Origin of the sequence: Enterococcus wangshanyuanii, assembly GCF_002197645.1 — a bacterium.
In the GTDB taxonomy this organism is placed as follows: domain Bacteria; phylum Bacillota; class Bacilli; order Lactobacillales; family Enterococcaceae; genus Enterococcus_L; species Enterococcus_L wangshanyuanii.
Window position 1 is genome coordinate 1,398,459 of the sequence record NZ_CP021874.1, and the last position, 15,349, is coordinate 1,413,807.

The window sequence follows — 15,349 nt, forward strand, 5'->3', positions numbered from 1 at the left end:
TTCTACATACCGAACGTCATCATTACCTTCTCATAATCTGCAATCGTCTCAATTTCCATCAGTGCATCGATCAACCCATCCGTCATCAACATCTCAGACAACTTAGAGATATTTTCTACATGCTCTTCACTATTTTTGGCAGCTAATGTGAAAAATAAACGGGCATTTTTTTCTGGATTTCCCTCTTCAAACACAACTTCATACTTCATTTTTGTAAATGAGATTGCTGTTCCCAAAACCCCTTGACTATCTTCTGAAGAATGAGGCATTGCCACGCCGGGAACTATTACAATATAGGGGCCATATTTATTTACACAATCTACGATTTCATCCACATATTGCTGAGTGATGATTTCTTTTTCTATCAATGTCTGACAGCTAAGGATAACTGCTTCTTGCCAATTTGAAGGACGTTCTTCGCAAAATCGAATTAAGTCGTTCTCATAAAAATACTTTAACATTCAGATTCTCCTCTCTTATTTTTATAAAAATGATGGAAATGGAGTATCATTCTCTGTCGTAAATACATCGTCAAAGCCACGATAGAAATTAAATTCTAGCTTGTCTTTATCATTTGGATAAGTAAACTTTCCTCCAACCTGCCAGATGAACGGCTTAAATTGATAATTTAAGCGATCTTTCTTGAACTTCCAAATCTCGGTGATTTCTTTTGGATCAGCCATAAAGTTTGCCCATATATCATAATGTACTGGGATCACAACCTTTGCATTCAATGACTCAGCCATTCGCAGCATATCCACAGAAGTTACTTTATCTGTAATACCGCGAGGATTTTCTCCATAAGCACCTAAGCAAACATCGATTTTATGTTCATTCCCATGCTTTGCAAATAAATTAGAGTAATGAGAATCACCGGCATGATAGATGTTTCCACCGCTTGTTTCAAATAAATAATTGACTGCGATCAAGTCCATATCCTGCGGTATTTTTCCTTTTAAGATTACTTCCGGATCTTCGCAAGTTACTAGAGCTGTACGGTCAAACGCCTCCAACGCAACAATTTCTATATCTTTGACTGATACTCGGTCGCCTGGTTTTACGATCGTCGTCTTCTCTTTTGGAATGCCCCATTTCAACCAGGTGTTCACAACTTCCTGTGGTCCAATAAAGCGCGCTTCAGGACAATTTTGATGAACAGCCGCTGCCGTATTGATATCTAAATGATCTGAATGGATATGTGTCACGACCAATGCATCTACATTTTTGACTGCAAATGGATCGATCACAAATGGTTGTGTTCTTAAGTTAGGCTGCATCTTCTCACACCCACTCATACGCATCATTTGATGTCCCTTTTTCATCTTTCCGTTGCCATGTGATCGTTTGCCTGTTCCGCACCATAAATCACATAAAATGTTTGTTCCTTCATGAGATTTCAACCAAATCCCTGTACACCCCAGCCACCACATAGAAACACTGCCTACGGCCACTTGCTCTTGCTCGATTTCCTCATTTAAGTATGTGCCCCACTCTGGGAACGTACTTAAAATCCAGCTTTCCTTCGTTACATCATGAATCGTTGCCATAAAATCCCTCCATCATATCTCAATCTCGATTACACTTTTATTCTACAATATTTTAAACCGTTTTCAATCTATTTTTAAGATCGTTTTATGTTTTTAAGATCATTTATCTTTTAATAGTAAAAAATATATCTTTTTTTATGTTCATATATTCTTTTATATGATATAGTGGCGTTGAGGTGATGACGATGAAAAATTTCGTTTGGAAAATTTTTTACTATGGAAAAAAATTGTTTGTTTGGTCAATGTACCTGTTATTTGCACTTTATATTTACTCTTTAGTCGCTTCTTCTGAAACACTTAGTGCTCGACTGTTCTTCGGTGGTAGCGGTCTTGTCGTTTTGTGTATCGTTGGATTGTTCGAATACCTAAAGAACCTATATGAAAAAATGATCTATGCATTAAACGTTCAGTGCGATTTAGAAGCAGCCGTTCGCTTAAGAGAACATCTAAAGAGAAAAGATTTGTTTAATGGCTTCAAACAGTCTATTATTATTTTTGACAGCCTGCTTTTACTAGATGCGGGAAAATATACAGATTGCCTGGCACATTTGGCTAAACACCAAAAGTTCTTTCACGGAACGTTAGATTATCTCTTCATTTATTATCATACGCAAATGTACTGCTATTCTTTTTTAAAAGATGAAAAAAATTTGACGATCGCTTTTGAAAAACTCTTTCAATTGAAAGACAGACAAAAAAAGACGATGCGCGGATTGTTTTCTTGGCATGAAATTTCGGGCTTCCATTATTTTCATCAGCAAAGAAATCAAAAGTGTTTACAGGAGTTGGCACTGATCGATACAGCACGCTTAAATAATCGTGAATTGAGCTACCTTTTGTATCTTCAAGGGCAATGTCTACTGAAATTGAACAAATTAAATGAAGGCAATCGTTTATTAAAAGAAGTAAGAGCAATTGGAAATACATTGGCGATTGCTCAGGTGGTATAGAAATGGAGGAATTTAAATGAAAAGTTCACATACAATGATCAAAGAACGTCGCGATGCATTACTCGATCTACTACATAAGAATACTCGCTTACAGGTAAAAGAAATCAGTCAGTCACTTAACGTGTCAGAAATTACCGTCCGACGTGATCTCACTGCTTTAGAAAAAATGGGACTTGTAAAACGAGCCCACGGAACAGCTGAAATCGTTAATAAAATCGGAACAGAGGATCATAATGAAGAAATTGAGGTTTTAAAAAATGCGATCGCTAAAAAAGCGGCTGAATTTGTAGCTGAGGGCAATACATTGTTCATAAACACTGGTTCAACTGCTTTATCCGCTTTAAAACATTTGGAAGATAAACGCGTGACGATCGTCAGTAATAATGTCAAAGTAGCGAATCTTGATCATAATCCGAATTCAACTGTGATTTTATCTGGCGGTGAAGTTCGTTTTCCTAAAGAAGCTTTAGTCGGAGATATCGCAATTGAGTCGTTTTCAAAAATGTCATCAGATATTTCGATCATTGGCTGTTCTGGTTTGAGTATTGAAAATGGAATCACTACCCCGGTTTTACATGAAGCGAAAATCAATTCCTTAATCATCGAACGGACAAACGGTTTAGTCATCGTTGTTGCAGACTATCGAAAAATCGGTGTTTCTTCAAACTTTACCAGCGGGCACATCAAAGATATCAATTATTTGATTACAGACACCTTTGCCTCCCCTGCAGTCATTCGTGAGATCGAAAAGCAAGGGGTACAAGTCATTCAAGTTGAAGTCTGATACTTTTTCCTTTTTTCTAAACATCAACACACATCCATGCTATACTCTAGTTAAAAATAAGTGACCGAGACGGTGCTTTAGGTGCAATTGGGAGGAATGTTCGTGCGGATCAAACAATTAGATTACATTATCAAAATCGTTGAATTAGGATCAGTCAATGAAGCAGCCAAGCATCTCTTCATTACGCAACCTAGCCTATCAAATGCCGTCAAGGAATTAGAACAGGAGATGGGTATCCAAATTTTCCAGCGAACACAAAAAGGGATGGTGCTCACGACAGAAGGCACGGAGTTTTTAGCTTATGCCAGACAGATTTTAGAGCAAGTAGACCTTCTTGAGGAAAAATACAAAGGAACAGATAGGCGGCGACGATTATTTTCTGTTTCTGCCCAGCACTATGCATTTGCTGTCCACGCATTCGTTCAGCTGATTCGTTCTTATGAAGAAAATGAATATGAGTTTACCTTTAGAGAGACACAGACGAATAATATTATTGAAGATGTCAGTACCTTCCATAGTGAACTGGGCATTCTATATCTCAATGCCTTCAATGAAAAAGTGATACGAAAACTTTTAAAAGAAAAACAATTGGCTTTTCATCCATTATTTCTGGCGGAACCTCATGTTTTCGTTAGTAAGAAAAATCCTTTGGTGGGAAAAAAATCAGTGACTTTAGCTGATCTAGAAGATTTTCCATACTTGTCTTTTGAACAAGGTCGCGTCAATTCATTTCATTTTTCTGAAGAAATACTAAGTACGTTGTACCACAAAAAAAGTATTCGGGTCAGTGACCGTGCAACTTTGTTCAATTTTTTGATCGGTCTTGATGGATACACGATCAGCTCTGGTGTTTTAAGTCGAGAATTAAATGATGAGAACATTGTCGCATTGCCTTTAGAGGTCGATGAAACAATGGAACTTGGATGGATCCATCCCATTCAAAAATCTTTATCTCCAATGGCAGAAGAATATTTACATTATTTGAAAGAGCATATTATCGATTATGGTTTTACGATTATTGAATAAAAATAGAAAAAGACCTAAAAAATCAAAGTGATTTTTTAGGTCTTTTTCTATGAATCTAAATACTTTTCTCGGCTAGCTTTTTTCAGAACTAAACGCTTTTCTCAGCTTTTTTTTCAGCCTTTTTTATTTGCTTACTTCTTAATTGTCCACAGGCAGCATCGATATCTGTCCCATGTTCTTTTCTGATCACACAGTTGATGCCATTTTTCTTAAGGACATCGTAAAACTTCAGCACATCTGCTTTGTCGCTTCTGCTATATTGATCATGTTCACTGACTGGATTATATGGAATCAGGTTCACATAGGTTAGTTTCTTTTTGTTTTTCAATAGATCAGCTAATTGTTGGGCATGTTCTGGTCGATCATTCACATGACTTAGCATAATATATTCAAACGTGATTCGTCGATTCGTTTTCTCGATATATTCATCAACTGCTTCCATCAATTTTTCGATCGGGAAGCTACGGTTGATTCTCATGATCGACGTCCGAACCTCATTATTTGGTGCATGTAAGGAGATAGCTAGATTGACTTGTAGGCCATTATCCGCAAATTCTTTGATCTTAGGCACTAAACCGCTTGTTGAAACAGTGATATGGCGTGCACCAATCGCTAATCCCTTCGCATCATTGATCGTATGTAAAAAGTTCATCAAATTATCGTAATTATCAAATGGCTCACCGATCCCCATAACCACAACATGACTCACTCGCTCACCTTGTCCGCGCTGGTCAAAATAGTGCTGAACCAGCATAATTTGTGCAACGATTTCTCCTGCTGTTAAATCCCGCTGTTTCTTTAAGAGTCCACTTGCGCAAAACGTACAGCCAATATTACAGCCAACTTGAGTCGTTACACAGACAGATAATCCGTATTCTTGGCGCATCAAAACCGTTTCGATCATATTTTTGTCAGGTAATTCAAATAGATATTTCACAGTACCATCTTTTGCTTCTTGAATGATCACTTGACGCAATGGGTTGATGATAAAATTTTCTTCTAAAAGACTGATCAACTCTTTAGATAAATTCGTCATTTCTTTGAAATCTGTCACTCGTTTGATATACAGCCATTCCCATACTTGAGTCGCTCGGAATTTTTTCTCGCCATGATCGATGAACCATGCAATCAATTCCTCTTTTGTTAAACCATAAATGGATGCTTTTTCCATTGATTTTCTGCCTCATTTCTTCTAAACATTCGCTTCATACTATAACTTATTGTCTATGATTTGTCTATAAGTGCTCATAACAAAAATAGGAGTTGAGACAAAGTACGCCGCTTGTCTCAACTCCTGCTTATCAAGATTGAACCAGATGATAAACTTTTTTAAAATAAAAAATACGAGCAACTAAATAATACACGACCTGAATCAGAATAAAGACGCCTAAAACCTGCCAGCCCGCCAGTTGCATTCCTTGATCAAACATATGATACATGGCTGTCAACGCAACTGCTCCATGGATCACGGAAATAATGATCGGCGTGAAAAAGAGAATACCAACTTGCTGATAAATCATCTTCTTCAATTCTTTTTTCGCTAATCCCATTTTGTAGATCATTTTGAATTTTTCTACGTCTACATCCATATCACTGTACAATCTAAAGTATAAAAAGCTTCCAGCCGAAACGAAAAAGACGATTCCGATAAAAATACCGACAAATAGAAACGGTGCATATTGGTCAGTGATCATTTGTTTAGAATAGCTTTTAGCCATAAACGGCATGTTCTTATCTTGGAATTTTCCAATTGAAACTAATTCATCATAGCCGGTGTTTTTAGGTTGCCATACAGTCATCGTCTGCTGTTCCAGAGCTTCTAAGTTTGTATCGTCAGGAACAACAACTTTTGTCCCATAAGCAGAAACCACCGCTGTTTTTTCTTGTTTTTCAACTGCTACCGTTGAACCATCTGGTAAGTTAACTTCTTGTACAGCCGCATTTTCCATATCTACAGCGTTCTGCGGCAATAGTTGAACAGCTTGTCCATTGGTTTTAATGGTTGGTTTATTGACTATTTTTGCTAATTGATTATAATTCGATTCTTTGACAAAGCTAATATTGTCAGCATTCACATATTCTGTCAATTCTCCCTCATCAACACTGATTCCCTTCTCTGATAGAAGTTTAGAAAAGTCTTGTTTGATTTGGGCTGTCTCTTCAGCAGGACCAGTAATTTGAAATTCAAAGGTTTCCTGATTCATTGCATCTAAAATCATGTTTTGAAAACCATATAATGTCCCGATTGCTGCAAAAGCAACCGTCGAAATGATTGAAACCAAGAAAAAGGAACGTGCATTGTCTTTCATCCGAAAGGCAAGATCGGAAAAAACCACCATATTTGTTTTCTTCCAAAAAATCGTTTGTTTCTTTTTCAAGCGTTCAATAATCGATACGCTTAATTGGTTGAATAAAAAACGTGTCCCAACAACCACCAAGAAAATAACTGGAAGCATCACAACAGGCACCATCATACCTTTGACTAAAAGGGCCACAGCATAACCAATACCGATCAATAAAACTGCTAGTAATGCTTTTATGCGGGAATTTTTGAATGTCCCCTTACCTAGATCTCCTGCTTTCAATAATTCTTGTAAGCTCAATTTTGGTAAACGGAACTGAATGAAAAATGAGATCGCCAAAAACAAAATACTAAATGAAATAATCGTCAACCCAAGCGCCTGTATTGGGAAATAAAAACCAAAATTCAAATGCATCATTTTATTACTCAACCACAAAATCAGTTGAGAAAATCCGATTCCAGCGAGACTACCAATGATTGTTGCAAAAAAACCGATGACTAGATTTTCAATAAAGATCATTTTCTTCAACTGTTTTGGACTCATTCCTTGAATCATCAAAAGACCAAATTCTTTTTTTCTGGATTGAATAAATACATCCATCGAGTACAACACGAAAAAGAAAGCAAATCCGTAAATAATGATAGCTGCAGATAACATGCCAATTTTAGCTTGTTGATTCAAGCCATCAGATAATGATGGATGAAAAGCAAAAACTGTAAATGTGAAAAAGACCATCACTGAAAAAAGAGTACTTAAGAAATAAGCCATGTATAAATGTTTATTTCTCACCGTATTTCGAATAACAAATTGACTAAAATTCACTATCGACACCTTCAATCTCAGCTAATTTCATCATAATCTCATCATAAAATATTTTTTGATTCCCTAAATGATGAATTTCGTCGACCAATTGGCCGTCTTTGATGAAAACAATTCGTTTACAATAACTAGCTGCCAATGGATCATGAGTAACCATCAAAATCGTTGCCTGCTCATTTTCATTCAACTGCTGCAATAGCTGCATAACATCTTTTGACGATTTCGTATCAAGGTTCCCTGTAGGTTCATCGGCTAAAAGTAATTGTGGCTGATGGATCATTGCTCTAGCAACTGCTACACGTTGTGCTTGTCCGCCGGATATTTCTGCGATTCTTTTCTTCAGTAAACTAGCTATTCCTAAACGATCCGCTAAACGATTCAATTGTTTTTTCATCACAGAAATTTTTTCCCCATCTAAAGTCAATGGCAATACAATATTTTCTTCCACCGTCAATGTTGGCATCAAATTGAAACTTTGAAAAATAAATCCTAATTCTCTGCGTCTAAATTTAGCAATTTGTTCTTGATTCAACTGATTGGGATCTTTACCGTTTAGTAAAATATGTCCAGAAGTAGGTTGATCGATCGTTGCTAAAAGGTTCAAAAAGGTACTTTTCCCACTTCCTGAAGGCCCCATAATTCCGATAAACTCACCATCATTTACAGTTAAGTTCAAGTCTTTTAACGCTTCATATTTGATTTCTTCTCCATATGTTTTAGATAGGTTTTCTACTTGTAACATTCTTATCGCTCCTCTATGTGTGACTGTTCATTTCACAAATGAACCAGCTCTTACTTCTCTACTTTGCTAGTCTAATCCAATTATGACGAACACACCATAGAAAAAAATAACAGATCACTTACACTTTTGTAAGCGGTCTGTTATTTGCTTATGCTTCATACTCAATCACATATGGATAAAGAGCTGTATTGTAGATAGCTTCTGAAAATTCAACGACTTTTCCGGAAGGATTCATAGACTTTCGAATTCTTTTTAGCCCATTTTTTTCTTTTGTTTCTAAAATGCGCTGTTGTTCTTCCGTTAATTCAACTGTTTGAAAACTATCTTCAAATGTTAAAATCTCGATCCCATGCTGATCCATCAAGCGATACAGTGACTCATTTTCAAAATCTTCCATTGGAACATCAACTAATGTGATGGGTAAATAATAATTAAAATAGATATATGGTTTTCCATCTAGCGTATATAAACGGGAAAATTTTACTACATTTGCTCCCATATTTTCATAGACAGGTGAATCCTCTGACAATTTTACTTGTTCCAAATTCAATATTTTCTTTGCCACTTTTTGTCCTGAATCATTCAAATACTCCGTAAATGTACCCGCTTTCGATAATTTGTTATAAGGACGATTGCTTAATACAGTAGTTCCTTTGCCGCTTTTTTTCTCCACTAATTCTTCTGATGAAAGAAGCTCGATCGCTCGGCGAACAGTGATTTTGCTGACATCAAATAGTTGTTCAAGCTCTGTTTCAGTTGGTAAAAGAGAACCTACTGGATATGTACCGTTCATAATATTGGCTTTTATTTCTTCTGCGACATCTAAATATAGTACACTTTTTCTTCTCATTTCATCCATCCTTATTCTTTTATTAGATATATCTTCATGATTTATTTAGTCATAAACTACGATTATCCTCATTTTAATCGCAAATATAAATTAATTCAACTTTCCGTCAGTTCCATCATCACTATTTCTTACATTGTACCAAATATTACTACTATTTGAAACTCATTTAAATGAAATACAGGGCAGTAAAAAAAGAGTGGACTACCTTGTCCACTCTCTTTGACTACTCTATTTCATGATCGGCAAGTCCTTCTTCAGGCATAGGTTCAATAAATACTTTTCTTGGTTTGCTACCTTCTGACGGTCCGATCACGCCATGTTCTTCTAGCTCATCTACGAGACGAGCTGCACGATTATAACCGATTCTAAAGCGTCTTTGAAGCAACGATATGCTTGCTGTCTGCATTTCTACGACTAAAGCTTTCGCGTCTTCATATAATTCATCTTGTGAAGCTTCACTGCTTGTGCTGGTCGTGTCTTCTTCTGTCGGCATCATACTTTCTTGATACTCTGCTTCTTGCTGCTCAGTTACAAAAGCGACAACTCGTTCCACTTCCTGATCAGATATGAAGGCACCTTGCACCCGGATCGGTTTATTTTCGCCCATTGGTAAGAACAGCATGTCGCCTCGTCCCAATAGTTTTTCTGCACCATTGCTATCGATGATCGTGCGAGAATCTGTTCCGCTGGAAACAGCAAATGCCATCCTTGACGGTACATTGGCTTTGATGATTCCTGTAATGACATCCACACTTGGACGTTGTGTAGCTAAGATCATATGGATTCCAGCTGCACGAGCCATTTGCGCCAAACGGATGATTGCATCTTCGACTTCATTACTGGCAACCATCATCAAGTCAGCTAATTCATCTACGATCACAACAATAAATGGTAAAATCGGACGGTTTTCACCATCTTCTAAATTCTTTTGAATGACCAAATCATTGTATCCAGAAATATTTCGAACACCCGTCGCCGCAAATTTTTCATAACGGAATTCCATTTCCTGAACGACTTTTTGAAGAGCTTGCGCCGCTTTTCTAGGATTTGTCACGACTGGTGTCAATAGATGCGGAATCCCATTATAAACATTCAGTTCGACCATTTTTGGATCGATCATCATCAATTTCACTTCGTGAGGTTTTGCCCGCATCAAAATACTTGAAATGATACCGTTGATCGCAACAGACTTCCCGCTCCCTGTCGATCCAGCAATCAACAAGTGAGGCATTTTCGTTAAATCTGCCGACTGGACCATCCCTGAAATATCTCTTCCTAAAGGAACCTCCAGCAACTTGTCTGGATGACTTGGCTGTGCTTCGATGATATCTCTAAAGGAAACAGTGCTGACTGTACTATTAGGGACCTCGATCCCGATCAGTGATTTCCCTGGAATCGGTGCTTCCATCCGCACATCTTTCGCCGCTAATGCTAGAGCGATGTCATCTGTTAAACTAACGACTTTGCTGACTTTAACCCCTACAGCAGGTTGAATTTCGAATTTTGTCACCGCAGGTCCTAGGCTAGCTTTAACGACTTTAGCGTCAACTCCGAAGCTTTTGAAGGTTTGCTCCAGTACACCGATGTTCTTTTCGATTTTTTGGTATTCACCGCTTTGATCAGCAGAAGGAATCGAATCTAATAATGTAGACGGCGGTAGTTCATAATCACGATCTTCAGCTTCTTCTGAGATCTCAAAGTCCAAATCGCCACCTTCATCCATCTCTGGTTCAGTAATTCTCTGTTCTGACTGCACAGGCTGCAGCTCAGCTTGACTTTGAAAACTGTCGATCGGTACTAAAGTCAACTGTTCTGGTTCTAGTCCTTCTTTTTCTTCTTGTTCCCAAGATTCCTGTGCCAATTTCTCACCAGGAGTCAGCTCACGCACATCATTTTTTAGACGTTCCTGCGCCAGCCTTTCGACCTCAGCTTGTTTGGCCGCACGTTTTTCTGCCCGCTTCGCTTCTTTCTCTGACTGTTTTGCTTCGCTTTTAGCAAAGAAATGTCCCAGTTTTTCGCGAATGCTCTGCAAGCCGCTCATTACTTGTTGAACATCAAGCATACTTATAAGAAAAATTCCGAGCAGAATCAATAATGTAGCAACCAAATAACTGCCAAACTGTGCAATCAAGAAATACGTCATACTATAAAGCGCAGCACCTATCATTCCACCGCCAACATTTTGAGCCACTGCATTCCCTTTAAGATCGATTTTTAGAAAATCCCATGTCGTGCCTAAAATATCAGGTGTCTGCGTTCCTACATTGCGAAACATATACGCATGGAAAAACAGCAATACCCCTAAATAGATCACAACTCCGCCAATGATCGGACGTGTTTTCTTAATGGGAAACTCGCGACCAAAGATCACCAAAGATAGCCCATAAAGCATCAATAAGCAAGCTGCGACAGGAAATGTATTCCCAATCGCAACGCGTAAGCCATTTGCAATCAAGGTTCCTAAAAAGCCTAATTTTAATAGACCGAATAAGCCAAAGAAAATAAAAAAGATTCCAAGAAAAATGAAATTCAGATGCTCTTGTTGTTGTTGCTGTTTTTTTGTTTTTTTCTTTTTTGCACGTTTCCTTTTTTGTGCCATGTAACATCCCTCTTTTCATTCAGTATCCATTATACCTAAAAAGTGAGCCGAACAAAAGTACCCCCATTGTTTCTCTTACAATTTTAATTTTTTCCCTCTAAAATAGAAGCATAGGACAAAGCCGAATATCAGCTTTGTCCTATGTATAGATGCCGACTACCCGGCTCTTATCCTATTGCTTAACGATAGAAGTCAAAACGTCCTTTAGCAAGAACTTCCTTGATGCCCCCTGTTTCAAATAACGAACGGTCCATGATCGCTTTTTTAATGACAGATGCTGGATAGCCTTTGACTTCCATTTTACCGACTTCACCGAATGCATGGCTATTACCGATAGAAGCCACAGATCCTAATGATTTGAACGTAAATTCTTTTGTCGGTTCACCTTTTAATTGTGCTTTGATATTTTTTCCTGCATGTTCTCCCATTTTAAGAGAAATTTGTGCAGTTGTTGGATACGGACGATTTGATTCTTTGTCCATGACAGCAGAACAGTCACCAATAATGTACACATTGCTATGGTCAGCATCTGTCAAATCTGGTTGAACCATCACACGACCGCGTTTGGCTGCAAAACCAGATTCACCAACGACATGACTACCACTGACACCAGTTGTCCAAATGATCGTTTTTGCTGCTAACTCTTTTAATTCATTGGTTTCCTGATCATCTAAATAGACTACTGTATCTTGTTTGATCTCTTTGATTGGTTTGCCGACTAAGAAATTGACGCCCCATTTTTTTAGATGATCGATCCCGTATCCGCCTAGTTTTTCACTAAACATCGGTAACAGACGTGTCACTGCTTCAACACAGTATAATTGAATTTTGTCAGGTTCGACCTCAGCCATTGCTGCAAGTTTCTTTTTCCCTTCAACTAAAGAACCTAGTAGCTCGATTCCAGTAAAGCCAGCACCGCAGACAACGATCTTCAAGTAATTCTCATCTTTTGTTTCTTTATAAGCCTTCATTTGCTCGGTTAAATGTTGATAGACCTTTTCTGAAGTTGGTATATCTACCATTTTTAATGAAAATTCTTCCACACCAGGAATACCAAATGATTCTGATTCATAGCCTAATGCTACGATCAAATAGTCATAAGAAAGTGGTGCTTGATCTTTTAAGTGAACTTCTTGGTTTTCACTGTCGATTTTTTCTACTGTTCCTTGGACAAAAGTGGTGCAAGCTGTTTTGACTACATCTTTGATTGGATAAGTGATCCGCTCAGAAGTTTGGATTCCAGCAGCTACTTCGTGAATATCTGTTGCCTCAAAGTGATAGTCATTTTGATCCACTAATGTGATTTTGATATCATCATTTCCTTTTTGTAATTCATGCAGCGCTCTTAAGCCAGCATAGCCAGCGCCTAAAATAACAACGTGTTTGCTCATATTAAAACTCTCCCTTGATCTGTTTGATTTTATTATTTAAACCACAATCCTATGGCAAAAAAAACAACTTGTGAAAAAGCCCCGACAGCTAAAATTTTGACAGCGCAGATAAATGTCTTGGTTTTGATCTGCTCGTTTAAAAACAACTTAGTCTGCTTCCAGATAAACGGAACCGTGATGATCATCAGAAGCATGGTGATCGGTATCAAGCCTAAGATCATACTTACGATGATCGAACCAAAAGCAATAATGATCAAACCGACAAATAAACGAATCGATGCTTTTTTTCCTAAATAATGAACTAAAGTAAAACGGTGATTCATCTCATCTTCTTCCAAATCACAAATATTATTGGCCAGCATCAGGTTAGCGATCAGGCATGTATTAGGCAACGACACCAAAAAGATACTGCCAAGATTCGCCAGCGTCCACTGAAAAGATTCAAATGTGTTGATGTACACACAAATCAACATGATCATAAAGCCCATCGTAAAGCCGGAAAAAACTTCACCTAACGGCAAGCTGGACAGCGGCTTAGGACCTGAAGAATAAAAAATTCCGATCAAGTAACAATACAAGCCCAACCATAACAAGGGCCAGCCGACGATCACAGATAAACCAATCCCCATCAATGCAGAAATCACGATCATCCAAATGATCCAACTGCGAATCATCGATAGTGATAAGTTTTCCCGCCCAATGATATTGGTTTTTTCCTTATAGTCATGCCCTTCTTTTGCATGATGATAATCGTTATAATTATCTAAAATATCAACAGCCATATTAAAAATGAACATCGCAATAAAATAAATCAATACATAAAATAAATGCAAATTCTGATAATGATACCAACTAAAACAAATGCCTAAAAGAAAAGGTAACACACTAGCTGTTTTTGCTTTAAGTTCAACAAGTTCAAAAAATACTTCTTTATTCAAATTATACTACTCTCCTCTTTTAATCTTTAGTTTTATGCTCATGAAATAATTTACTGTATTTCTTAGCCAACTTCGTATACAATCAATAGTATTGAACAATTGAACGACCGAAAGGATTATTAAGCTATGAATGAGTTTTGGAAAGATTTCCCTGTGATTCAGCAACAATTGAATGAAACCTGTGAATTGATCAAACACCAAGTAAAAGTCCGCAATAAAGATATCGAGCAAGCGTTGATCGACCTGACTTGTTCTGGTGGTAAACTATTGCGACCTGCTTTCTTTTTCTTGTTTGCTCAAATTGGTGATAAACAAAAACAAGATCATCAACAATTGATCAAGATCGCCGCATCGATCGAAATTCTGCATATGGCCACTCTTGTCCATGATGACATCATCGATGATTCGCCGCTGAGACGTGGCGCAGCAACGATTCAATCGCGTTACGGGAAAGATATCGCCGTTTATACAGGTGATTTATTATTCACTGAATTTTTTGAATTGCTGGCAGATACAATGAATGGTTCTGATTTCTTACATACAAATGCTTCTGCAATGAAACGACTGTTGCTTGGCGAATTGGATCAAATGCATACACGCTATAAAAAGAACATCACTGTATTTGATTACCTGCGTAGCGTCAACGGCAAAACAGCTGAGCTATTTTCTCTAAGTTGCTTAGAGGGCGCTCATTTTGGCTATGCTGATAAAGAAATCCAGCGGTTAGCTGCGCGTATCGGGCGTAATATTGGCATCGCTTTTCAAGTTTATGATGATATTTTGGATTACTCGGCTGATACAAAAACATTGAAAAAACCTGTTTTAGAGGATCTAGCCCAAGGTGTTTATACATTACCTTTGATTTTTGCTATACAAAAAGTGCCTGAACGGTTCTATCCTTATTTAGAGAAAAAATCAGATATTTCAGTAGAACAAGCTGCTGAATTAGGCCAACTGGTCCACGAATATGATGGCGTGACAGATGCCAAAAATTTTGCAAAAAAAGTAACTGAAAAAGCACTGATCGATATTCAAAAATTACCTGATTGTTTAGGTAAAGAACAACTTGAACAGCTAACACAATTGTTACTGCAACGCTCATTTTGATCGATTACCCAAAAAAGAAACGTTCGAGGAGGCTGAGACAAAAGTGTTTAGCTCTGAGAACCGAGTAGGTACTGTGCAACATCAACTTATTCTTCGTTGTGTTTTACAGCAATAAGAAGGAATTCATGAAAATTGCTTTTCAAATTTTTGTGAATTTCTGCTTATTTCCGAAGCCTTCAACTCTTAGTGCTTTAGCACTTAGAATTTGATGTGATCGAAGTGTAGCGTAGTAGCTACTTTTTTCTCACCGTTTATTAGGATTTAGAGAGCGAAACAAAACTGATTTTTAGTTT

Annotated in this window: 13 protein-coding genes; 4 read left to right on the forward strand and 9 right to left on the reverse strand. The window is 37.6% G+C overall.

All coding sequences use genetic code 11. From position 1 onward, the window contains the following. Positions 1–2: 2 nt before the first annotated feature. Complete coding sequence (locus tag CC204_RS06725) at positions 3–461, reverse strand: PTS sugar transporter subunit IIA (RefSeq protein ID WP_088269473.1); 459 nt, start codon at positions 459–461, stop codon at positions 3–5. Positions 462–482: 21 nt separating this feature from the next. Further along, positions 483–1,547 carry an L-ascorbate 6-phosphate lactonase gene (gene ulaG, locus CC204_RS06730; protein WP_088269474.1) on the reverse strand — a complete coding sequence of 355 codons (1,065 nt, stop codon included), beginning with the start codon at positions 1,545–1,547 and terminating at the stop codon, positions 483–485. Between the two features lie 185 nt (positions 1,548–1,732). Here ulaG and CC204_RS06735 point away from each other — a divergent pair, with 185 nt between their 5' ends. From CC204_RS06735 to CC204_RS06745, 3 genes are all read left to right on the forward strand, one after another. Next, on the forward strand, positions 1,733–2,497 hold the full coding sequence (locus tag CC204_RS06735) for a hypothetical protein (RefSeq protein ID WP_088269475.1): 765 nt from the start codon (positions 1,733–1,735) through the stop codon (positions 2,495–2,497). 16 nt (positions 2,498–2,513) lie between these two features. Beyond that, positions 2,514–3,281, forward strand: coding sequence for a DeoR/GlpR family DNA-binding transcription regulator (locus tag CC204_RS06740; RefSeq protein ID WP_088269476.1), 768 nt, complete (start codon positions 2,514–2,516; stop codon positions 3,279–3,281). 102 nt (positions 3,282–3,383) lie between these two features. Beyond that, positions 3,384–4,307 carry a LysR family transcriptional regulator gene (locus CC204_RS06745; RefSeq protein WP_088269477.1) on the forward strand — a complete coding sequence of 308 codons (924 nt, stop codon included), beginning with the start codon at positions 3,384–3,386 and terminating at the stop codon, positions 4,305–4,307. Positions 4,308–4,395: 88 nt separating this feature from the next. Here the strand turns inward: CC204_RS06745 and rlmN are convergent, their stop codons facing one another. The 7 genes from rlmN to CC204_RS06780 form a co-directional block, all read right to left on the reverse strand. Beyond that, positions 4,396–5,478, reverse strand: a complete 1,083-nt coding sequence (rlmN, locus tag CC204_RS06750; protein ID WP_088269478.1) for a dual-specificity RNA methyltransferase RlmN — start codon at positions 5,476–5,478, stop codon at positions 4,396–4,398. 130 nt (positions 5,479–5,608) lie between these two features. Beyond that, positions 5,609–7,432, reverse strand: a complete 1,824-nt coding sequence (locus CC204_RS06755) for an ABC transporter permease (protein WP_088269479.1) — start codon at positions 7,430–7,432, stop codon at positions 5,609–5,611. After that, positions 7,422–8,171 carry an ABC transporter ATP-binding protein gene (locus CC204_RS06760; protein ID WP_088269480.1) on the reverse strand — a complete coding sequence of 250 codons (750 nt, stop codon included), beginning with the start codon at positions 8,169–8,171 and terminating at the stop codon, positions 7,422–7,424. Before CC204_RS06760 ends, CC204_RS06755 begins: the two co-directional genes overlap by 11 nt. A gap of 148 nt (positions 8,172–8,319) precedes the next feature. Next, a complete protein-coding gene (locus CC204_RS06765; protein ID WP_088269481.1) occupies positions 8,320–9,021 on the reverse strand; it encodes a GntR family transcriptional regulator in 702 nt (233 codons plus the stop codon). Positions 9,022–9,244: 223 nt separating this feature from the next. Beyond that, positions 9,245–11,620, reverse strand: coding sequence for a DNA translocase FtsK (locus CC204_RS06770; protein WP_088269482.1), 2,376 nt, complete (start codon positions 11,618–11,620; stop codon positions 9,245–9,247). Positions 11,621–11,799: 179 nt separating this feature from the next. Continuing rightward, a complete protein-coding gene (locus CC204_RS06775) occupies positions 11,800–13,011 on the reverse strand; it encodes an NAD(P)/FAD-dependent oxidoreductase (protein WP_088269483.1) in 1,212 nt (403 codons plus the stop codon). Between the two features lie 32 nt (positions 13,012–13,043). Beyond that, positions 13,044–13,949 (reverse strand): prenyltransferase, encoded by a 906-nt coding sequence (locus CC204_RS06780; protein WP_088269484.1) that lies wholly within the window; start codon positions 13,947–13,949, stop codon positions 13,044–13,046. Between the two features lie 126 nt (positions 13,950–14,075). Here CC204_RS06780 and CC204_RS06785 point away from each other — a divergent pair, with 126 nt between their 5' ends. Next, a complete protein-coding gene (locus CC204_RS06785; RefSeq protein WP_088269485.1) occupies positions 14,076–15,056 on the forward strand; it encodes a polyprenyl synthetase family protein in 981 nt (326 codons plus the stop codon). Positions 15,057–15,349 lie beyond the last annotated feature (293 nt).

Excerpts from the sequence above, each read along its gene's own strand:
- CC204_RS06785 (WP_088269485.1), top strand. The coding sequence starts at position 14,076 with ATGAATGAGTTTTGGAAAGATTTCCCTGTGATTCAGCAACAATTGAAT.
- CC204_RS06740 (WP_088269476.1), top strand. The coding sequence starts at position 2,514 with ATGAAAAGTTCACATACAATGATCAAAGAACGTCGCGATGCATTACTC.
- CC204_RS06760 (WP_088269480.1), bottom strand. The coding sequence starts at position 8,171 with ATGTTACAAGTAGAAAACCTATCTAAAACATATGGAGAAGAAATCAAA.
- CC204_RS06770 (WP_088269482.1), bottom strand. The coding sequence starts at position 11,620 with ATGGCACAAAAAAGGAAACGTGCAAAAAAGAAAAAAACAAAAAAACAG.
- CC204_RS06735 (WP_088269475.1), top strand. The coding sequence starts at position 1,733 with ATGAAAAATTTCGTTTGGAAAATTTTTTACTATGGAAAAAAATTGTTT.
- CC204_RS06765 (WP_088269481.1), bottom strand. The coding sequence starts at position 9,021 with ATGAGAAGAAAAAGTGTACTATATTTAGATGTCGCAGAAGAAATAAAA.
- CC204_RS06725 (WP_088269473.1), bottom strand. The coding sequence starts at position 461 with ATGTTAAAGTATTTTTATGAGAACGACTTAATTCGATTTTGCGAAGAA.
- CC204_RS06775 (WP_088269483.1), bottom strand. The coding sequence starts at position 13,011 with ATGAGCAAACACGTTGTTATTTTAGGCGCTGGCTATGCTGGCTTAAGA.
- rlmN (WP_088269478.1), bottom strand. The coding sequence starts at position 5,478 with ATGGAAAAAGCATCCATTTATGGTTTAACAAAAGAGGAATTGATTGCA.
- ulaG (WP_088269474.1), bottom strand. The coding sequence starts at position 1,547 with ATGGCAACGATTCATGATGTAACGAAGGAAAGCTGGATTTTAAGTACG.